The organism is Nonomuraea sp. NPDC051298, assembly GCF_055586305.1.
Genome location: NZ_JBVJIM010000006.1, coordinates 288,039 through 305,759 on the forward strand (window position 1 = coordinate 288,039; position 17,721 = coordinate 305,759).

At 73.2% G+C, this 17,721-nt stretch carries 20 protein-coding genes and 1 pseudogene; 8 read left to right on the top strand and 13 right to left on the bottom strand.

What is annotated here, in order from left to right; all coding sequences use genetic code 11:
• Positions 1-152: 152 nt before the first annotated feature.
• Positions 153-440: pseudogene (locus ACZ6S0_RS20875) on the top strand (type VII secretion protein EccB); the annotation flags it as partial.
• Here ACZ6S0_RS20875 and ACZ6S0_RS20880 read toward each other — a convergent pair.
• Positions 400-1,035, bottom strand: a complete 636-nt coding sequence (locus tag ACZ6S0_RS20880; RefSeq protein ID WP_465919974.1) for a transcriptional regulator — start codon at positions 1,033-1,035, stop codon at positions 400-402. The pseudogene ACZ6S0_RS20875 and the gene ACZ6S0_RS20880 overlap by 41 nt on opposite strands.
• Positions 1,032-1,427, bottom strand: coding sequence for a DNA-binding protein (locus tag ACZ6S0_RS20885; protein WP_465919978.1), 396 nt, complete (start codon positions 1,425-1,427; stop codon positions 1,032-1,034). The genes ACZ6S0_RS20880 and ACZ6S0_RS20885 overlap by 4 nt, the downstream gene beginning before the upstream one ends.
• 59 nt (positions 1,428-1,486) lie before the next feature.
• Between ACZ6S0_RS20885 and ACZ6S0_RS20890 the strand changes: the two genes are divergently transcribed.
• Entirely contained in the window at positions 1,487-2,776 is a 1,290-nt protein-coding gene (locus ACZ6S0_RS20890) for a PEP/pyruvate-binding domain-containing protein (RefSeq protein WP_465919981.1), read from the top strand.
• Between the two features lie 119 nt (positions 2,777-2,895).
• Complete coding sequence (locus ACZ6S0_RS20895) at positions 2,896-3,510, top strand: histidine phosphatase family protein (protein WP_465919984.1); 615 nt, start codon at positions 2,896-2,898, stop codon at positions 3,508-3,510.
• Positions 3,511-3,579: 69 nt separating this feature from the next.
• On the opposite strand, the gene ACZ6S0_RS20900 is transcribed toward ACZ6S0_RS20895, so the two are convergent.
• From ACZ6S0_RS20900 to ACZ6S0_RS20910, 3 genes are read right to left on the bottom strand one after another with little or no spacing between them, the layout of a single operon-like run.
• Positions 3,580-3,747, bottom strand: coding sequence for a hypothetical protein (locus ACZ6S0_RS20900; RefSeq protein ID WP_465919987.1), 168 nt, complete (start codon positions 3,745-3,747; stop codon positions 3,580-3,582).
• A gap of 50 nt (positions 3,748-3,797) precedes the next feature.
• Positions 3,798-3,962, bottom strand: coding sequence for a hypothetical protein (locus tag ACZ6S0_RS20905; RefSeq protein WP_465919990.1), 165 nt, complete (start codon positions 3,960-3,962; stop codon positions 3,798-3,800).
• A 2-nt stretch (positions 3,963-3,964) separates the two neighbouring features.
• Complete coding sequence (locus ACZ6S0_RS20910) at positions 3,965-4,771, bottom strand: hypothetical protein (protein WP_465919993.1); 807 nt, start codon at positions 4,769-4,771, stop codon at positions 3,965-3,967.
• A gap of 497 nt (positions 4,772-5,268) precedes the next feature.
• Here ACZ6S0_RS20910 and ACZ6S0_RS20915 point away from each other — a divergent pair, with 497 nt between their 5' ends.
• The gene (locus ACZ6S0_RS20915; protein ID WP_465919997.1) at positions 5,269-5,457 is read left to right on the top strand and encodes a hypothetical protein; all 189 of its coding nucleotides are present in this window, start codon (positions 5,269-5,271) and stop codon (positions 5,455-5,457) included.
• A 160-nt stretch (positions 5,458-5,617) separates the two neighbouring features.
• On the opposite strand, the gene ACZ6S0_RS20920 is transcribed toward ACZ6S0_RS20915, so the two are convergent.
• Positions 5,618-6,979 (bottom strand): vanadium-dependent haloperoxidase, encoded by a 1,362-nt coding sequence (locus ACZ6S0_RS20920; protein WP_465920000.1) that lies wholly within the window; start codon positions 6,977-6,979, stop codon positions 5,618-5,620.
• A 52-nt stretch (positions 6,980-7,031) separates the two neighbouring features.
• The gene (locus tag ACZ6S0_RS20925; RefSeq protein ID WP_465920003.1) at positions 7,032-7,799 is read right to left on the bottom strand and encodes a SpoIIE family protein phosphatase; all 768 of its coding nucleotides are present in this window, start codon (positions 7,797-7,799) and stop codon (positions 7,032-7,034) included.
• 335 nt (positions 7,800-8,134) lie between these two features.
• On the opposite strand from ACZ6S0_RS20925, the gene ACZ6S0_RS20930 reads away from it, so the two are divergent.
• From ACZ6S0_RS20930 to ACZ6S0_RS20940, 3 genes are read left to right on the top strand one after another with little or no spacing between them, the layout of a single operon-like run.
• Positions 8,135-9,307 (top strand): sensor histidine kinase, encoded by a 1,173-nt coding sequence (locus tag ACZ6S0_RS20930; protein ID WP_465920007.1) that lies wholly within the window; start codon positions 8,135-8,137, stop codon positions 9,305-9,307.
• The gene (locus ACZ6S0_RS20935) at positions 9,304-10,422 is read left to right on the top strand and encodes a hypothetical protein (protein WP_465920008.1); all 1,119 of its coding nucleotides are present in this window, start codon (positions 9,304-9,306) and stop codon (positions 10,420-10,422) included. The genes ACZ6S0_RS20930 and ACZ6S0_RS20935 overlap by 4 nt, the downstream gene beginning before the upstream one ends.
• Positions 10,392-11,090 carry a helix-turn-helix transcriptional regulator gene (locus ACZ6S0_RS20940; protein ID WP_344887606.1) on the top strand — a complete coding sequence of 233 codons (699 nt, stop codon included), beginning with the start codon at positions 10,392-10,394 and terminating at the stop codon, positions 11,088-11,090. The genes ACZ6S0_RS20935 and ACZ6S0_RS20940 overlap by 31 nt, the downstream gene beginning before the upstream one ends.
• Before the next feature lie 56 nt (positions 11,091-11,146).
• On the opposite strand, the gene ACZ6S0_RS20945 is transcribed toward ACZ6S0_RS20940, so the two are convergent.
• Positions 11,147-11,728 carry a Uma2 family endonuclease gene (locus tag ACZ6S0_RS20945; RefSeq protein ID WP_465920013.1) on the bottom strand — a complete coding sequence of 194 codons (582 nt, stop codon included), beginning with the start codon at positions 11,726-11,728 and terminating at the stop codon, positions 11,147-11,149.
• A gap of 300 nt (positions 11,729-12,028) precedes the next feature.
• Between ACZ6S0_RS20945 and ACZ6S0_RS20950 the strand changes: the two genes are divergently transcribed.
• Positions 12,029-13,093, top strand: a complete 1,065-nt coding sequence (locus tag ACZ6S0_RS20950; RefSeq protein ID WP_465920016.1) for a C45 family autoproteolytic acyltransferase/hydolase — start codon at positions 12,029-12,031, stop codon at positions 13,091-13,093.
• A gap of 57 nt (positions 13,094-13,150) precedes the next feature.
• Here ACZ6S0_RS20950 and ACZ6S0_RS20955 read toward each other — a convergent pair whose 3' ends face one another.
• The 5 genes from ACZ6S0_RS20955 to ACZ6S0_RS20975 all read right to left on the bottom strand — a co-directional run bounded on the left by ACZ6S0_RS20955 (position 13,151) and on the right by ACZ6S0_RS20975 (position 17,685).
• Positions 13,151-13,948, bottom strand: coding sequence for an alpha/beta hydrolase (locus ACZ6S0_RS20955; RefSeq protein ID WP_465920018.1), 798 nt, complete (start codon positions 13,946-13,948; stop codon positions 13,151-13,153).
• Positions 13,949-14,000: 52 nt separating this feature from the next.
• Positions 14,001-15,206 carry a metal-dependent hydrolase family protein gene (locus ACZ6S0_RS20960; RefSeq protein WP_465920020.1) on the bottom strand — a complete coding sequence of 402 codons (1,206 nt, stop codon included), beginning with the start codon at positions 15,204-15,206 and terminating at the stop codon, positions 14,001-14,003.
• A 40-nt stretch (positions 15,207-15,246) separates the two neighbouring features.
• Positions 15,247-15,774 carry a hypothetical protein gene (locus tag ACZ6S0_RS20965; RefSeq protein ID WP_465920316.1) on the bottom strand — a complete coding sequence of 176 codons (528 nt, stop codon included), beginning with the start codon at positions 15,772-15,774 and terminating at the stop codon, positions 15,247-15,249.
• Positions 15,775-15,967: 193 nt separating this feature from the next.
• Positions 15,968-16,618, bottom strand: a complete 651-nt coding sequence (locus ACZ6S0_RS20970; protein WP_344887621.1) for a response regulator transcription factor — start codon at positions 16,616-16,618, stop codon at positions 15,968-15,970.
• On the bottom strand, positions 16,615-17,685 hold the full coding sequence (locus ACZ6S0_RS20975; protein WP_465920024.1) for a sensor histidine kinase: 1,071 nt from the start codon (positions 17,683-17,685) through the stop codon (positions 16,615-16,617). Before ACZ6S0_RS20975 ends, ACZ6S0_RS20970 begins: the two co-directional genes overlap by 4 nt.
• Positions 17,686-17,721 lie beyond the last annotated feature (36 nt).

The following is a 17,721-nucleotide window of genomic DNA, read 5'->3' on the forward strand; positions in this document are numbered from 1 at the left end:
GCTGCACCTGCGCCCGCGCGGACACGAGCTGCCCGAGGCCGTCTTCGACGACGCGGCCGACGCGGTGGCCACCGGCGCGCCACCGACCTCGTACGGCTCCCGCCCGGCGGCGCCGTACTGGCGGGCGTGCTGCCCGGCTCGACGCGGTCCAGTCGTACTACCTGGTCGCCCAGGAGGGCCGCCGCTACGCCGTGCCGGGCACCGACGTGCTGGACAAGCCCGGCTACGCCACGGCCCAGGCCACGCCGGTGCCCGTCAGCCTGCTCCAGCTCATCCCAGAAGGGCCGGTGCTCGACCCGGCGCAAGCGGCCGAGCCGGTGATCGAGGCCGGGCGGCTCAGCAGGTGCGGGGTGGTCCTGGCCACGGACTCGCCCGGAGTCACGTACGCCGGCGGCCGGGTCAAGGTCGCGCGTTCCGGTCGAGGCCGAGCGTGGCGATGAGGTCCTCGTGGAGCTGGAACCAGACGCGGTGGCAGGAGTCGACGTCGGTGCGGTCCACCCAGGCGTTCTCCCCCGCCTGGGCGCGGGCCAGGGCTGCGACGAATCGGGTGTCGTATCCGCCCAGCCGATTCAGGACGCTCTCGAGCCGGTCGGCCAGTGGCGTGAGCGCGCGGGAGATGCCGGCGAGTTCGCGAAGGACCCTGGCGTCCCAGGCGGGATCGCCGTGGTCGTTGGCGGCGAACCGGTCGCCGGCGGTGGGCCGGAGCTGCCAGTCGGTACAGGCTCGCAGCAGGAGGGCGTTCAGCGGGAGGAACTCGCGGTAGACGTCGAGGACCTCGTCGGCGCCGCCGACGCGGGCGAGTTCGGCCGCGAGCCGGCGCTCGTTCTCGGCCCTGCCCAGTTCGGTCAGCGACCAGCCCGCGGTGTCGGCGAAGGCGGAGTGCCCGGCCCAGCCGCGCGCCTCGGCGTCGAGCAGCGACTCTTCGGTCTGGGCCGGATCGAGCCCGTACCGGTGCGCGATCGCCGGGGCGTCGGCGAACCCCAGGATGCGCACCGCGTGCAGGACCAGCAGGTCGAACGGGGAGTCGCGGGTCACGAGTCGGCGTCCTGCCGCGTGGTCAGGCGGGTGTAGTGCTGCTGGCACGCCTGGGGGGAGTTGAATCCCATCGCGGTCGCCATCTGCGCCCAGGTCAGCCCGGCGCTGCGGGCGACGAACAGCAGGGCGGACTCCAGCCCTTCGACCTCCGCGCGGGCGGCGGGCAGGAGGGCCAGCGCGCTCAGGACGTCATCCGGGTTCAGGTCGGCGTTGCGCCAGACGGCGAACTGGACGAGGTCGACCGCCGTCGGCGGGGCCGGCGAGGGACGCCACGGGCGGGCGTCGAGCGCGGCCGCGCCCAGGCGCAGAAGGCGTTCGCTCGCGTCGTGCTCGCGGTCGGCCTGGGCGTGGTCTGTGCGCCCGGTGTGAGTGGTGTCCTGCTTGCGTGACATGCTGTCGATGATGCACAATCAACAAATTGTTGTCAATCTTTCGTTGAAAGGCGGGGCGGATGATCGTACCCCTCATGTCGGCCGCCACCGACACGTGCGGGGGCAAGGCCGGTGCGCTCGGCGCGCTGCTTCGCGCGGGACTGCCGGTTCCCGAGGGCTTCGTCGTGCCGTTCGCCGCCTACCGCGACGCCGTCCGGGACCTGGACCTCGAGCGGTTCGCCGGCGAGCCGGACCGTCTCGACGCCGTACGGTGGGCGATCGAGGCCCGCCCGGTCGACGCCACCCTGACCGACGCGCTCGGACGCGCGCTCGACGCGCTCGGTGATCCGCCCGTCGCGGTCAGATCATCCGCCGCCCACGAGGACACCGGACAGGCGTCGGCGGCCGGTCAGCACGACAGCTTTCTCGCCGTGCGCGGAGCCGGCGCGGTCACCGACGCCCTGCGCGCCTGCTGGGCCTCGCTGTTCACCTCCCGCGCCGTCGACTACCGGGACGCCTCCCGCAGCGGTGACCGGCCCTTCGCCGATCTCGTCATGGCCGTCCTCGTGCAACGCCATCTGGACGCCGAGGTGTCCGGGGTCATGTTCACCCCCGCGGACCCGCACGACGCGGTCCGCATCGAGGCGTCCTGGGGGCTCGGCCCCAGCATCGTCGGCGGCACGGTCACCCCCGACGCCTACCTCGTCGCCGAGGACGGGTCGGTCACCCGTACGGTCGCGCGCAAACGGACCCGCCTCGACCGGCGCGGCGGGCGGCTCGTCAGGTCCGACGTGCCCGTCCACGCCCGCGACCGGCCGGCGATCGACGACGCGACCGCCACCCTGCTCGCCGGGCTGGGCAAGGAGATCGCCGCCGTACGCGGTGGCGCGCAGGACGTCGAGTGGGCGATCGCCGATGGACGTACCTGGATCCTGCAGGCACGGCCGGTCACCGCCGCACCCCCGGCCTGGCCTTCGCCAGCCGGTCACGCCTCGGCCGCCGCCCCGGCGTGGCCTTCGCCTGCCGGTCACGTCTCGGCCGCCGCGCCCACGCTGACCGGAACGCCGGGCAGCCGCGGGGTCGTGACCGGCTCCGCGCGGATCGTCCGCGGTCCCGGCGACTTCGCGCGCGTGCACCCGGGCGACATCCTCGTCTGCCCCTTCACCGACCCCGCCTGGACGCCGCTGCTGCGCGTCGCGGCCGGCGTCGTCACCGAGACCGGCGGCGCGCTCTCCCATGCTGCGATCGTCGCTCGCGAGCACGGCATCCCCGCGGTCCTCGGCATCCCGAACGCGACGAGCAGGCTCCGCGACGACAGCACCATCACCATCGACGGCGCCGCCGGCACCGTCACGGCGGCCGGTGTGTGACCGATCCTCTGTCTCTCCGGCACGGGAGCCATCCCCGAGCCGCACCCACCCACGTCACCCAGGGCTCGAAAGGAGGAGACGGGAGGCGGGCCCACGCGGGCGCCGCGCCCCAACTGCTCATGACCACGCGACACCTCTACCTGGCACGCCACGGCGCCGCCGACGCGTTCGGAAACCTCACCGACCTCGGTCGCAGGCAGGCGGGCCTGCTGGGCGAGCGGCTCGCCGGCCTGCCGGTCGACGCCGTGTGGCACTCTCCGCTGCCGCGAGCCACCGCCAGCGCGCACGAAGTCGCGCGGCACCTGCGGAACGCGCCCGTCGCCGAGGCCGCCGAACTCATCGACCATCTGCCCTACGTTCCCCAGGCGGCGGAAACGCCCGCCTCCTGGGCCGGGTTCTTCGACGGCTACGACGCCGCCGAGGCGGCCTCGGGTCACAAGCTCGCCGAGGCCCTGGTCGACCGGTTCGCGAAGATCCCCGAAACAGCCGCGGCGGGAGCCCGGAACGACACTCACGAGGTCCTGGTGACGCACGCCTACCAGATCGCGTGGCTGGTACGGCACGCCCTGGACGCGCCGCCATCCCGGTGGCTCGGCCTGAACAGCGCCAACGCCGCGCTGACGGTCATCGACTACCGCACCGGCCTGCCGCCGACGCTCGTGATGTTCAACGACATGAGCCATCTCCCGGCCGACCTGCGCTGGACCGGGTTCCCCGACGGGGCGAGGCCCTGAGGCGGCGGGGCATGACGAGCATCCGGACGCGCCGCCTGCCGTGAAGTGACGTAGTCGCCCAGCGGTCGCTCAGTAGCCCTGGTAACCACCGCCGGTCTTCATGCCCACCACGCCGGGCACGTTCGCGTACGCCGCGGCGTCCAGGGCGGGGCAGGTCAGCCCGGCGAAGGCGCCCGAGGCGGACCTGGCCGCCGCCGCGCACCCCCGCAACGCGTCGCCGTGGAACTTGAGCAGCACGCCCGACTCCCTTCCTCAGCGCTTCCCACAGCGCCTGCCCGGCGCTCACGTCAGTGCCGGAACAGCTCCAGCAGCTCCTCGGCCCGGTGGGTACGGGCGATCCACACCTCGCGCCCCCGGCGCTCCCTCGTGATCAGCCGACCGTCCCGCAGCCGGTCGCAGTGGTACGTGAGACCGCTGGGCGCGATCCTCATGCCCGTGGTCGGCATGGACATGGTCATGGGCTGGTCGAGCGCGCAGAGCAGGTCGGCGCGGACCGGGCCGACGAGCGCCGACAGCTCGTCCACGGCGGGCGCGACCGGTCTGCGCCACAGCGAGTCCGCCCCGGCACGGGGTAGGCGATCCAGACGGCCTCGGGGTCGTCCAGGCCGAGGATGAGCGAGGTGCGCCCGGCCGGCATCGGCACCAGCACGATCTTCCGGTCGCCCAGCTCGTACGTGCCCGTCTCGCCGCCGGAGACGAGCAGGCCGCGCTCGCCGTGCACGATGCGGTCGCTGAGCGCGCCGAGCAGCAGTTCGGGGCCGCCGCGCACGGTGGCCACGCCGACCCGTTCGACCTCCCTGTCCAGCAGCGGCCGGGCCCGCCTCCACAGCGGTTCGGTGGTGTTCCAGACGCCGGCCAGCGCGTCGGCGTAGCCGCGTAACCAGCGGACGGGCCGCTCGGCCGCCGCGCGCCAGTGGGGCGGCGGCGGTCCCGGGCCGAACGTTCGCTCCAGGTCCGCGACCAGGGCCTCGGGCGGGAGGTCGTACAGCAGGCCGATCTGGGCCTGCACGGAGACGTCGCCGCTGACGGGGGAGCGCGGCACGAGGCTGTCCGGCGCGATCGGGGAGCCCGGGGCCGACAGGGGACGGACGGCCTCGTGACCGAGCGGGCCGACCCGCGAGCCGATCGCCCTCCGCCACAGCTCGGGCAGGCCCCGGCGGCGGTCGGCGAGGGCGTCGGTGATCATGGACAGGGCGGTGAGGCTGGACGAGATCGAGAGGTGGAGCCGTGGTACGGAGGTGAGCCGCAGCTCGCTCCACACGTTGGTCCTTGTTACTTGGGCCCCCACGGGTAGGAATGCTTCAGCGATGCTCGAAACACTGATAAAACGGCCGGTCTGCGGCCTTATGTGATGCGGATGCTTCGCGTTTCGAGGGCATTTGTCCGTTCGGGGGTCAAGTCCATGTCTTGTCCTCTTAGGTAATGGTGTGTCCTCTTTCGGGAGGAGGCTACGTTCCGTCGCTAACTTCTGACTTGAAAGTCTCTAACATCCCCGTCGACTCACCCGTCCCGCTGGTCGCCTCAGCACCTTTGTGGATCTTGGGCGGCGGAAGTGGAATCGGGAAACGCGGTGGCGGGAGGCGATTCTTGCACCGAGGTCAAGAGATCGACATCCGCGAGTGGCCTTTTTTCCACCCGGGTGCGGGGAGCACACTGGCCGAGGTGCCGGGCGGGATGGAAGGCTTCCCGCAACCGCCCCGGTCCTCCTGCGAACGGGTGGCCGGGGTGGAGGTCGCAACACCGAGAGGAGTGCTGCTGATGACACCAGACTCAGTCCGCGTCGCGGCGAGGCGCATCAACGATCACGTGGAACTGTTCCACGTGGACAACCCGGAAGCGGTGCTGGACGTTCCACGCCGTGACTGGGAGGCGTTCACCACGGCCGTCAAGTCGGGCGTCTTCGACCTCGAAACGCTCAACCGGCAGGCTGAGGAAAACGCGGCCTGACCCTCCGCAGCACAAGGGCGCCCGCTCCCGCGCGTCGGGGGAGCGGGCGCCTGCGCCGTCCTGCGACCGGGTGTGAGCCGTGTCCGATCCGGCCGCCGGGTGTGGCCGTGTCCGGTTTCGGCGACAGGATGTCAGGCGCGTCCGGTTCGGTGGGCGGGTGTCAGGCGCGTCCGGTCCAGAAGTCCTTCGCGCGGTTCCAGGCCGCGGCGCCGACCGCCCGGCCCAGGGTGCGGCCCTCCAGGTCGCCGGCGCGGAAGTGGATCCCGCCGGACCGCCGCGACAGTCCGGCCTCGTCGGCCGCCGCGCTGAACGTGGCCCACTGCAGCGTCACGTCGCTCGCGGGCGTCACCCCCGGCTCCACCAGCGACGAGCCCCTGGCGATCACCGTCTGCCCGCCGAACGAGTCGGCGCCGGTGAACCGCTTGAGCACCTCGGCCGCGGCGGCGCTGAACGTGCTGTGCCCCGACACGTACTCGGCGAACGGCGGCGTCGGGAACGTCGGCACCTGGTACGGTACCCACCGCTCCCCGTCGACCGTCCGCCCGCCCCACGTCGCGATCCGCTGCCCCTGGTACAGGTGGCGGATGGCGGTGATCGGCCGGGCCGAGTCGTGGTCCCGCTTGACCTCCCACGAGGCGATGCCCGCGTCCATGACGGAGTTGGCCAGCGCGAAGAACAGCTTCACGTCCTGGTCGAGCCCGTGCCGGTCACGGGCCGAGACCTGCTGGGCGAACAGGCACCAGTGCCCCGGCGGCGTCTCGCTGCTCGGCCCGTCGGCCCAGTATTCGGCGATGACCTTCTGCCGGTCCGTCAGCGCGGCCGTGCCGGAGACGATCTCGGCGGCCTGTGTGCGGAACCCGGCGGACCCGTACGCGTACGGCGCGGGCACGGCGTCGGCGATCGAACGCGCGGCGCCGCTGAAGGAGGCCACCTGGCCCCAGTGCGGCGCGAGGAACGGCGGCGTCACCACCGCGCCGGCCTGGTTGACGTAGGTGAGCGGCGCCCAGCGTCCCGGCGCGTTCAGCGTGGTCAGCGGGCCGGCGACCACGACGGGGGCGTTGACCGGGGCGTAGCCGGTGGTGTCGGCGTAGCCGCCGAGCTGGTTGGAGCCGTCGGTGCGGCGGTGGTCGAGCACGGCCTGGCAGGCCGCCAGGCCGGTGCGGGCCGCCTGGCTGGACGGGGCGGCGGGGTCGTGGCCCAGCTCGGCCATCAGCGCGTCGAACCCGGCCCGCTGCGCCGGATAGAGGTCGCTCGCGGCCAGGTGCGCGGCGTAGCTGATGGCCTCGCTCTTGTTGGCCTCGGTGCGCTCGGCCGCGGGCCGCCGCAGCGTGCCGCCCAGCCGGGTGCCGACCGCGACGGCGTCGTAGGCCGCCCAGGCGTCGTACGCGCAGGTGTGCACGATCGCGAGCGCCCTGGCCACCAGGGGCGGGCCGAGCGTGCCGGTGCGCACCGCCGTCAGCAGCGCCTGGTTCCACCGGACCACCACGTTCGGCCCGCCGGCCTGGGCGGGCGCGGCGGGCAAGGGTGACACCGTACTGTCCCGACGGGCAGCCCCGGCGCACCTCCAGGCACGGTCACGCGGTCACGAACTCGGCGACGATCACCGTGGCGTCGTCCTCCGGATCGGCGGCGGCCATCTCGTCGAACATCCGGTCCAGGCACGCCACCGGCGACGCCCCGACCGTGAACAGCTCCTTCATGCGCTCCACCCCCAGCGCGCGCACCGCCCCCTCGGTGACGATCGCCACCCGGTCGCCGGGCCGCAGCACCACGGCGCCGACCTCCGGGATGAGCCCACCGGGCAGCCCGAGCCCGAGCCCGCGCACCGGCGGGCCGTCGCCTGACGCGTGCGGCGTCGTGAGCGGCCGCGGCTCCCCGCCCTTCGGGCAGTGCCAGATCGCCCCCGTGCCGACGTGCGCGAATCGCAGCCGCGGGCTCTCCGCCCGGTCGAGCACGACCAGGTCCAGGCTGCTGACCAGGTCCGGCTCGGCCGGCGCGGACACGGACGCGGCCCGTACGGCGCGATGGGCCGCCTGCGCGCACCCGTTCAGGTCCTGCTCGCGGGTGCCCGCGTGCCGCGGGCGCTCCGCGACCACCGCGCCCAGCGCCAGCGCCGCCGCGTGGGCCAGGCTCGTGCCACCCGCCCCGCGGGCCGCCGCGATCATCCGCTCCTGCACGACGTACGCGTCGGACGGTCTCGCGAACGCCCCGTCGTACGTGCCCCCCACCGCCACCAGCCGCGGTCGCGCCGCCGGCATCCCGGCCGGCCGGCTCCCCTGCCGCCCCCCGGCCGTCATCACGGACAGACAGCCCAGCAGGAACGTGATCACGAACACGGTCATGTCATCCCCTCCCACCGCCTCGCTCGCGGCACACGCGTCCCAGTACACGCTCTGACACAGGGACGCGGCTGACGGCCGTTCGGCCGTCCTGGCGGTTGACGGCCGAACGGCCGTCATGCCGCACCGGCCGGGGACGGACAGGGTTCGGTCAGGACGCTGAACACCGCAGCCGAGTCGGCCCGAGGACAAATCAGCCATGGGACCCATGACGCCATCCACCGCGACGTCCGAAACACGCGCGAAGCCCCGCGAAACCGGGCTTCGTTCCTTCGTACGCAGGTGTCCCTGCGTTATCGTGAGACCCGTCTTGTGCTCTCATCGCGTGCGGACGGCTCATGGCTCACACCGGATCCGGCTCCGGCCCCGGCTCCACGAGATACGACTCGGCCACCCGGCAACTGGACAGGGCCGTCGCCCGTACGGGGGCGGGCGCGCGCGCCGCGGTGGGCTCGGTGGCGGTCGTGGCGGCGCTGTCCGGAGCCGTCCCGCCGGTCTCCCTCGCCTGGCTGGCGCCCATGCTGCTGGTCCACCTCGGGTGGACGGCGCTGCACGTCCGCGTGTTCCTGCGCGAGCAGGGGCTGCCGCACTGGCTGGTGGCCGGTGATGTGGCCATCACCGTCGCGCTGTGCCTGGCACAGGCGCACCTCGTCCCTCCCGACTCGCTCGTCACGGGGTCGAGCTGGGTGGCGGGACTCGTCACGATGACCGTCGTCATGGCAGGAGTCGCCTGGCGGCCGAAGGTGGCCGTGCCCGTCGGGCTCGCGGTGGCCGGGGCGTTCGCGTCGGGCGTGTGGCTGGCCTCACCCACCCAGAACGTGGCCGGCACCCTCGGCATCCACCTCGTCCAGTTGCTCGCGATCGTGCTGCTGATGACGCTGCTGCGCCGCTCGGCCGCCTCGGCCGACGCCTTCCTGCGCCAGAGCGCGCTCGCCGACATCTCGCTCATGGTCGAACGGCTGCGCCGCGAGGACGAGCTGCGCCAGGTCGGCAGCGTCCACGAGACCTTCCTGCATACGCTGACCATGGTGGGCCAGGGCACGTACGACGCCCCGTCGCCCACCCTGCGCGCCCAGGTGGCCACCGACCTGGCCGCGCTGGAGAGGCTGCGCGACCTGCCGCACCTCGCCTCCGCCTCCATCGCCCTCGACGCGCTGCTCGACGAGGTGGCCGGCCGGGCCACCGGCCTGGACGTACGCCGCCGGCTGACCCCCGAGACCGTGCCGGGCGAAGTGGCGGAACGGTTCGCCCGCGCCGTCACCGAGGCCCTGGCGAACGTCGCGCTGCACGCCGGCGTACGCGAGGCCGAACTCGTCTCCGTCAGGCGCGACGGCGAGATCCTGGTCGAGGTGGCCGACGCCGGCCGCGGCTTCGACCAGCACCGATTACCGCCCGACCGGTTCGGTGTGCGCGGCTCGATCCTCGACACCATGCGCTCCCTGCCGAACGGCGGCGCCCAGATCTCCTCCGGCGACCGGGGCACCCGGGTGAGCCTGTGGTGGCGTCCATGACCGAGGAGATCGAGCAGATCGCGCAGCGCTACGCCCGCTACACCGCGCTCGGCGCGGTGGTCATCGCGGGCGTGTGGCACCTCGGCTACGACCTGACCGTCACTCTCACCGGCTGGGGCTCCTTCCGCTGGCCGCTGCTCGCGATGGCGGCCTGGGTGGTCTACTCCGCGATCTTCGCGGTCGGCGCGCTGTCGCTGGCGCGCACGTCCTGCGGGCCGGGCAGGATACGAGAGCTGGCACTCGCCGCGCTGGCCGTGGACGTCGCGGTGATCGTGGCCTGCCGTCCAGGAGAGCTGCTCGGCATCAGCGACTGGGGATGGGGCTCGGTCGGCTGGCTCGGCGTCATGCTGACCTGGAACCGGCCGCGCTGGCGGGCCGAGATCATCGCCTTCCTGACCGCCAACGCCGCCATCATGCTCGTCGCGATGGCGGTCTCCGGTTCGCTCGACCGCGTCTCCATCGCCAAGTACCTGGTCGTCATCGCCGGGGGCGTCACCATGCAGCTCGGCTACATGGCCGGCTGTCACCTGCTGCGCACCCGCGCCGAGGAGACCGTCTTGCTGGCCCGCAGGCTGGCCGCCGACGACGCCTGGCGCGAGTCCGCCCAGCGCATCCACACCGACCGGCTGCGCCGCTACGAGGCCATTCGCGGCGTGGCCGAGTCGTTGCTCCAGCGGCTCGCCGACGGCGCCGACCCCGGCGACCCGCGCGTACGCGAGGACTGCACGGCCGGGGCCATGCGGCTGCGCCGGCTCATCACCGAGCGGGAGGACGTGCCCGACGAGCTGGTGTCCGTGCTCCGCGAGCGCATCGACGCGGCCGAGCGCCGCCAGGTCCTCGTCACCGCCCCGCCCTTCGGCGAACGGCTGCCCGCGCTGCCCGACGGCGTACGCGAGGATCTGCTCAGGGCGCCCGTACGGGCCCTGGACGGGGCCAGGTCGCGGGCCAGGGTGACCGTGTCCGCGATGTCCACCATGGTGAGCGTGGCCGTCGTGGCCGACAACGACGACCTGCCCATCAGCCCGACCCCCGTACGGGAGCCCAGCGGGGTCGTCGTCAGCTACCAGCGGCTGGGAGGTGAGGTGTGGGTCAACAGCATCTGGCAGGGCCCGTGACCGTCGCGCTGGTGGAGGACCACCAGGTGGTCGTGGACGGCGTACGGTCGTGGTTCGGGCCGCCGAGCCCCGTCGTACTCGTCGCGCAGGGCCCCACCATCGAGTCGGTCCGCGACGCCTGCGCCGACGTGCTGCTGCTCGACCTCAACCTCAACGGCACCATGGTCATGGACCGGGTCGCCGAGCTGTGCGCGGGTGGCCAGCGGGTGATCGTCTTCTCGGAGCACGAGGAGCCCGAGATCGTACGGGCCGTGCTGGACGCCGGGGCCTCCGCCTTCATCGGCAAGGGCCGGGCGACCAGGGAGTCGTGCCTGGAGACCATCCTGGAGGTGGCCGCCGACCGGCCTTCGGTGACGCCCCCGATGGCCCAGGCCATCGCCACCGCCGAGGGCCCGCACCGGCCGCAGCTCTCCGACAAGGAACGGGCGGCGCTGCTCTACTGGTTCCAGTCGATGTCGAAGGCGTCGGTGGCGGCCCGCATGGGGATCAAGGAACGTACGGTGCGGCAGTACATCGACCGGGCGCGCGTCAAGTACGCGGCGGCCGGACGGCCCGCGCCCACCAAGGAGAAGCTGCTCATCTGCGCGATCCAGGACGGACTGGTACGCCCGGACGAGGTGACCGTCTACACGTCGCTGGCCGCCAAGAGCCCACCCGAGCCGGGCTGAGCCCCCTGGACCTCGGCACTCCCAGCAGGAGGGGGCCGGCAGAGCCGGGGTCCAGGTCAGCGTTCGCAGAGCACGGCGGGGTCGAAACCGACCGCGAAGGGTGCGACGGGATTGGCGACGGCGCCTGCCTTGTGGACGGTGGGCGGGTCGTATGCGTCGTCGTTGAGTTCGTAGACGTAGAGAGTCGGCCCTTCGTCCGGCTCGAATCGCCAGTAGAGGGGAATGCCCGCCCTGGCGTAGGCGTGGGCCTTGAGTGTCTCGTCGCGTTGCTGGGTGCTCGGGCTGCCGATCTCGACGGCGAGGAGGATGTCGGGCGGCGAGAACATGAGCTTCACCGTTTCGCAGGCGTCCTCGCGCACCACGACGAGGTCGGGAATGCAGTACTCCCTTTCTGAGACCCTCAGGTCGACCGTCGACAGGGGCTCCAGCTCGGGAGGCATCGCGTCGTCGAGGATGCGCTGCAGCCGGCGGATGATGCGCTGGTGCAGGGGGGTGGGGGAAGGACTCACCAGTAGGCTCCCGTTGAAGAGCTCGTAGCGGTTCCCGTCGTCGGGGAAGTTGAGCAGGTCGTCGACAGTGAACGGCGGCCGGCCGGGAAGAACCGTGCGCTCGGTGTCGGTCGGTTCGATCGTTGCCATTGCGGTCACCCACTCAGTATCGGGAGTCACGCCCTCGCCCACATGCTGCTTCCCCAAATCCGATCACTTTAAGTTTCTTCCCTATCACGCTCCGGAATTATGGTGAATTGGCACACCGTAGCTGGGGGCGCCGCGGGCGAGGTTCCGGGGGTTGGTGCCGGGGAAGGGCTTTGTTGTGCGGGTGCGTACCGTGTGAGGCATGTTCAAGCTGAGTCAGGACATCGACGCCGAGCGGTGTGACCGCGCCCGCGCCCAATTCGCCGCCGACAGCTCGCGGCTAGCCGAGGTGATGGACAAATAATGACATTTCCTACTTTCATATCGAGCCAGACCGAGCCCCGCGCCCGCGGCAAGGAGTTCGGCACGCACCTGCGCAAGCGCGTCGCCGCCAACTTCGCCGGTTACACCGACCTGTTCAGGGTGGCCGGTGCCAGGCCCGCGCAGGTGCGCGCGTGGGGCGAGCGGGCGCTGGAACGCGGCGCCGCCTGGGCTCCCCACCTGGCCGACGAGATGGCCGGGATCGCGGCGGGCGCCGGGCTGCAGCCGTGGCAGGTGGCCGTGGTCAACGCCCGCACCGAGATCCTGGCGGCCATCGACTTCGTCGGCCACGGTGAATGCTCGACCTCGGTGGTGCTGCCCGACACCGGCCCGCCGCGTACGGTGCAGACCTGGGACTGGCACGACCACCTGCGCGACGCGCCCCTGCTGTGGGAGTACGAGCCGGACCCGGGCCGCGTGGTGCGCACGTTCACCGAGGCGGGGGCGCTGGCCAAGATCGGCGTCAGTACGGCGGGGCTGGGCGTGCACTACAACATCCTGCGCCACGAGTCCGACACCACCGACCTCGGCGTCCCCGTGCACCTGATCGCCCGCCGCATCCTCGACGAGGCCGCCACCGTCGAGGACGCGGCCGGGATCGCCCGCTCGGCCACGGTCTCGGCCTCCACCGTGATCACGGTCGTCACCGCGTCAGAGGCGGCCTCCATCGAGATCTCCCCGGCCGGAGTGGCCGTCATCCAGCCCGACTCCGAGGGCGTCCTGCAGCACTGCAACCACTTCCTGGACGAGCGGCTGGAGGCGGGGGTCCGGCACGCCAGCGGCCGCCCCGGCACCTATGACCGCCTGCGCCACCTGCGTGACCACGTCGCCGGCCTGAGCGCCGCGGACCTCCACACGCGGGCCCTGGCCATGCTCGGCCACGCCCCGGAAGACGCTCCCGTGTGCGCCCACCCCGACCTCACCCAGCCACTCAACCAGCGGTGGGAGACGCTGGCCACGATCGGCCTCGACCTGCCGGCCGGGCGGCTGCGGGTGCACCGGGGCGGGCCGTGCCAGGTCACCGAGTCGACCTGGCAGACGTTCTGAGGCGTGGTCGGCGCTCCCCGCCGCGGGAGCCGTGAGAGGTCACGCGGGGATCGCGGCTCAGGGCGTCCGGCGGATTCGGTCGGCCAGTTCCACCACCGCGCCGACCAGCTCCCGGCCGTCCAGCAGCGCCAGGTCGTTGTGCCCGGCCCCGGCCACCTCCACGGTCGTGGCGGCCGCGGCCGCGGCGACCGCGCGGCTCAGGCGGGGCGGGACGGTCGTGTCGCCGGTGCCGTACACGACGACCACCGGCGCGCGTACCCGGCCCACCTCGCGGGCGACGGGGAAGCGGTCGCGCAGCAGCAGCCGTACGGGGAGGAAGGGGTAGGCGACCTGGCCCGCGTCGGCCAGGTCGGTGAACGGCGAACGCAGCACGAGCCCGCCGGGCGGTCGCTCCAGCGCGAGCCTGGTCGCCACCGCCGCGCCGAGGCTCTCGCCGAAGTAGATCACGTGTCGGGTGCGGACCTGGTCGCGGGCGGCCAGGGCGTCGAGGAGCAGGCCCTCCTCGGTGGGGCTGCCCGGGTTGCCGCCGTAGCCGCGGTAGTCGACGAGCAGCACCCCCAGCCCGTACGACGCCAGCGCACGGGCCAGCGGCGCGCGGTGCGACCGGTTGCCCGCGTTGCCGCCCGTGACCAGCACGGTCACGTCGAGCCGGCCGGGCACGTACCAGGCGGTCAGCCGCAGCCCGTCGCGCGTGGTGAACGAGAGGTCGCGCGCTCCCGGCAGCACGGCGGCGGCCGGTGGCACCGGCTCGCGGTCGGGCAGGTAGATGAGCCGCCGCTGGAACACCCACAACAGCCCCACCAGCAGGATCAGCACCGCGACCACGACCAGGGCGGTGCGCGCGAGCGTCGTCACGCCGCCCACGGTACGCGAACCCCCGGACCCGGGCGGGCAACGCCCCGAGGGGTCAGACGAGGGCGCCCGCCTGGACGACGTGGCGGATGTGCGCGGGGTCGGCCAGCACGCCGATGTCCTCCAGCGGATCTCCGTCGAGGACCAGCAGGTCGGCGTGCGCGCCCACGGCCAGCGTGCCGATCTCGCCCGCCAGCCCCACCAGCTCCGCCGCCCCGGACGTGGCCGCCCGCAGCACGTCGATCGGCCGCTGCACCTCGGCCCGCAGCCGGAACTCCTGGTTCTGGTGCCGGTGCATGCCGCCGAGCAGGTCCGTCCCGAACGCGAGCCGCACCCCGCCCCGCGCGGCCCGCTCCAGCGCGACGAGGCCCGCTTCGAGCACCTCGTCCACCTTGTGCCGGCTCCGCTCGGGCAGCCCGAAGTCGCGGCCCTCCCGCTTGAGCGCCCAGTACGTCACCAGCGTCGGCACCAGGTACGCCTCGTGCCGCAGGAACAGCTCGACACTGGTGTCGTCGATCAGGTTGCCGTGCTCGACGGAGCGCACCCCGGCCTCCAGGGCCCGGTTGACGGCGCGGGCGGTGTAGGCGTGGGCGGCGACGTACCGGTTGGCGGCCTCGGCCTCCTCGACGATCGCGCGCAGCTCGTCCATGGAGTACTGGGTGGAGTCGATCCGGTCGGTCGGGGAGGCCACGCCGCCGGAGGCCATCACCTTGACGTGGTGGGCGCCCTTGCGCAGCTCGTCGCGGGCGGCGGCGCGGACCGCGTCGACCCCGTCGGCCACCCGTCCGACGCCCGCGCAGCACGGGTGGTCGTCGCGCAGGTGCTCGCCGCGCCCGCGGAAGTCGGCGTGGCCGCCGGTCTGGCTCAGCCCCTTGCCGCAGAACAGCAGGCGAGGACCGCGTACGAGCCCTTCGGCCTGCGCGTCGGCCAGCCCGAAGTCGGCGCCGGAGGCGTCGCGGACCGTGGTGAAGCCGCGGCCGAGCATGTCGCCCATGATCCGGAGGCTGTGCGCGGTCACGTAGGACGGCGGCATGGAGGAGAGCGAGCCGAGGTCCGCGGTCGAGGCGGTGACGTGCACGTGCGCGTCGATCAGCCCCGGTACGACCCGCGCGCCCGCCAGGTCGAGCACCCGCGTACCGCCGGGGGCGCCGAGCCCGTGCCCGATCTCGGCGATGCGGCCCTCGGCGCAGCGCAGGTCGGCTTCCGCGTACTCGCCGGTCACCACGTCGAGCAGCAGCCCGTCGCGCAGCAGGAGGCTCACGCGGCAGCCCCGGCGGCCGAGCGTCCCGTGACCGGGCGGGTCACAACCAGCTCGCCCGCACGCTGGTGCCCGCCGGGCCCTCGGGGGCCTGGGCGCGTACGGTGTCGAGCAGGCGGCCGACCGTCTCGACGATCTCGGGGGCCCGCTCGCGCAGCCCCGCCACGTCGGCCGGGCTGACCTCGTCACGCGGCACCCCGGCCCGGTCGAGCACCCCCTCCAAATCCGCCAGGTGCTCCGCCAGCCACTTCAGCGGCTCCTGCGACAGGCCCTTGTCGAACACCCGCCGGCCCGGCTCCCACCCGTCGAGCCCGGGGTGATGGTGCGTGCGGTCGAAGCTGCCCGGCGTCCCCTCGACCGACTCCAGCAGGTCCACCCGCCAGAGCGGCCGGTCGATCGAGATGGGGCGGGCCGAGTAGATCGAGCCCTTCAGCTCTCCCGCCTCCAGGTGGCGCAGCTCCAGCCGTACCCCTCGCTCGGCGCCCTCCTGGCCGGGGAGCGGCTCGGGGTCGACGAAGTAGATGTCGCTCACGGCCACGCCGATCCGGTCGAATCCGAAGAGGTAGAGCACGGTCAACCACGTCCTTCACCAGGTGTCGGGCACAAGCCTCTTTCAACGTAACACCGGCCCTCGGACGATCAACCCCCGCCGCGCTCCGGCCGGGGTCCTGCGGGGGAGAGGCTACGGGGGTGGGGTGCTTCGGGGCGGGGCCGCCGTCGCGTGCCCGGTGGCCGGGGTCCTTGGAGGGGAAGCCGAGGGGTGGTCAGGGTTCGACGAGGCCCGCGCGGATGGCGTAGCGGGTGAGGTCGAGGCGGTCGCGCATGCCGAGCTTCTGCAGGATGTTGGCCCGGTGCCGGTCGACCGTCTTCACGCTGATCACCAGCGTCTCGGCGATCTCCTTGGCCGAGTTCCCCTCCGCGATCAGCTTCACGATCTCCTCCTCCCGCGGCGTCAGGATGCTCTCCGGCATGCGTTCCCCCTCGCGGGCCCGCTGCAGGTAGTCGCGGATGAGCGCGGTGACCGCCCCCGGGTACAGGAACGGCTCCCCGCGCATCGTGGCCCGGCACGCCTCCAGCAGGTCCTGGTCGGCGACCGACTTGAGCACGTAGCCCGACGCCCCGACCTTGAGCGCCTCGAAGAAGTACTGCTCGTTGTCGTACATCGACAGGATCAGGATGCGCACCCCCGGCGCCCGCCGCGAGATCTCCCTGGCCGCCTGGAGGCCGGTCATGCGGGGCATCGCGATGTCGAGGACGGCCAGGTCCACCTCCACCTCCGAGGCCGCCGCCACGGCCTCGGCGCCGTCGGCGGCCTCCGCGACCACCTCCAGGTCGGGCTCGGCGTCGAGGATCAGCCGCAGCCCCCTCCGTACGAGGGCGTGGTCGTCGGCCAGCAGGATCCGGGTCTTTTTCACCAGGGTTCGCTCCGATTCGCGGTGTCCGGGATGACCAGGGTCACACGGGTGCCCTCGCCCGGCGGGGAGTCGACGGTCAGGCGGGCGCCGACGAGCAGCGCGCGCTCACGCATGCCGCGGATCCCGGCCCCGTCCTGGCGCGCGCCGCCCCGCCCGTCGTCGGCGATGCGCAGGACCAGGCGGCCGTCCTCGACCGTGAGCGACAGCTCGGCTCGGGTGGCCGCGGCGTGCCGGGCGATGTTGGTCAGGCTCTCCTGCGCGATCCGGTACAGGACCAGCTCGACGTCCGCGCCCAGCCGGGGCAGGTCCGGTCGTACCGACCGGGTCACCGGGAGGCCGCTCATCTGCGAGAGGTCGCCCGCCAGAGCGCTGAGCGCGCTGTGCAGCCCGAGGTCCTCCAGCACGCCGGGGCGCAGGCGGCGGGCGACCTGGCGTACCTCGTCGAGGCTCGCCCGTACGGTCTCCTGCACCCCGTGCAGGTCCTCCCGCAGGTCGGCGGGGGCGCGGTCGACCACCCGCTTCAGTCCGAGCAGCACCACGGTCAGGCTCTGGCCGACCTCGTCGTGCAGCTCGCGGGCGATGCGCTTGCGCTCGCCCTCCTGCGCGGCCAGCGCGTGGGCGCTGCTGGCGCTGCGCTCGGCCTCCAGCCGGTCGAGCATCGCGTTGAACGTGCCGATCAGATGTGTGAGGTCGCTGTTGCCGCCTTCGGGCAGGCGGTCGCCGCCGCGCAGCAGGTCCACCCGTTGCATGAGCGCGGTCAGCGCGCCCAGCGGGGCCAGGCTGCGGCGCAGCAGCAGCGCGTTGGCGGTCAGCATCACCGCCAGCCCCACCACCAGCACCGGCACCTCGGCCCACATGATCGGGGAGGAGACCGTGGCGGGCGACAGGGCGAGCACGAGCGTGCCCGCCGCGAACACCAGCCCGTTGATCACGACCAGCCGCAGGAACAACGCCTGGGCAGGTGGCCGTGGCGCGCTCCTCGCCGTACGCGAGCCTCCCGGGCCGGTCGGGCCCAGGCCGGTCGGGCCCGACGGCGCGTCGCCGGGCGCGTCTGCGCGGTCGTCCATCTTTCCAGCCTCTTCGTTAGACAGTGCGGTTGTCTA

Excerpts from the sequence above, each read along its gene's own strand:
- ACZ6S0_RS20885 (WP_465919978.1), bottom strand. The coding sequence starts at position 1,427 with ATGTCACGCAAGCAGGACACCACTCACACCGGGCGCACAGACCACGCC.
- ACZ6S0_RS20890 (WP_465919981.1), top strand. The coding sequence starts at position 1,487 with ATGATCGTACCCCTCATGTCGGCCGCCACCGACACGTGCGGGGGCAAG.
- ACZ6S0_RS20895 (WP_465919984.1), top strand. The coding sequence starts at position 2,896 with ATGACCACGCGACACCTCTACCTGGCACGCCACGGCGCCGCCGACGCG.
- ACZ6S0_RS20905 (WP_465919990.1), bottom strand. The coding sequence starts at position 3,962 with ATGTCCATGCCGACCACGGGCATGAGGATCGCGCCCAGCGGTCTCACG.
- ACZ6S0_RS20915 (WP_465919997.1), top strand. The coding sequence starts at position 5,269 with ATGACACCAGACTCAGTCCGCGTCGCGGCGAGGCGCATCAACGATCAC.
- ACZ6S0_RS20925 (WP_465920003.1), bottom strand. The coding sequence starts at position 7,799 with ATGACCGTGTTCGTGATCACGTTCCTGCTGGGCTGTCTGTCCGTGATG.
- ACZ6S0_RS20930 (WP_465920007.1), top strand. The coding sequence starts at position 8,135 with ATGGCTCACACCGGATCCGGCTCCGGCCCCGGCTCCACGAGATACGAC.
- ACZ6S0_RS20935 (WP_465920008.1), top strand. The coding sequence starts at position 9,304 with ATGACCGAGGAGATCGAGCAGATCGCGCAGCGCTACGCCCGCTACACC.
- ACZ6S0_RS20945 (WP_465920013.1), bottom strand. The coding sequence starts at position 11,728 with ATGGCAACGATCGAACCGACCGACACCGAGCGCACGGTTCTTCCCGGC.
- ACZ6S0_RS20950 (WP_465920016.1), top strand. The coding sequence starts at position 12,029 with ATGACATTTCCTACTTTCATATCGAGCCAGACCGAGCCCCGCGCCCGC.
- ACZ6S0_RS20975 (WP_465920024.1), bottom strand. The coding sequence starts at position 17,685 with ATGGACGACCGCGCAGACGCGCCCGGCGACGCGCCGTCGGGCCCGACC.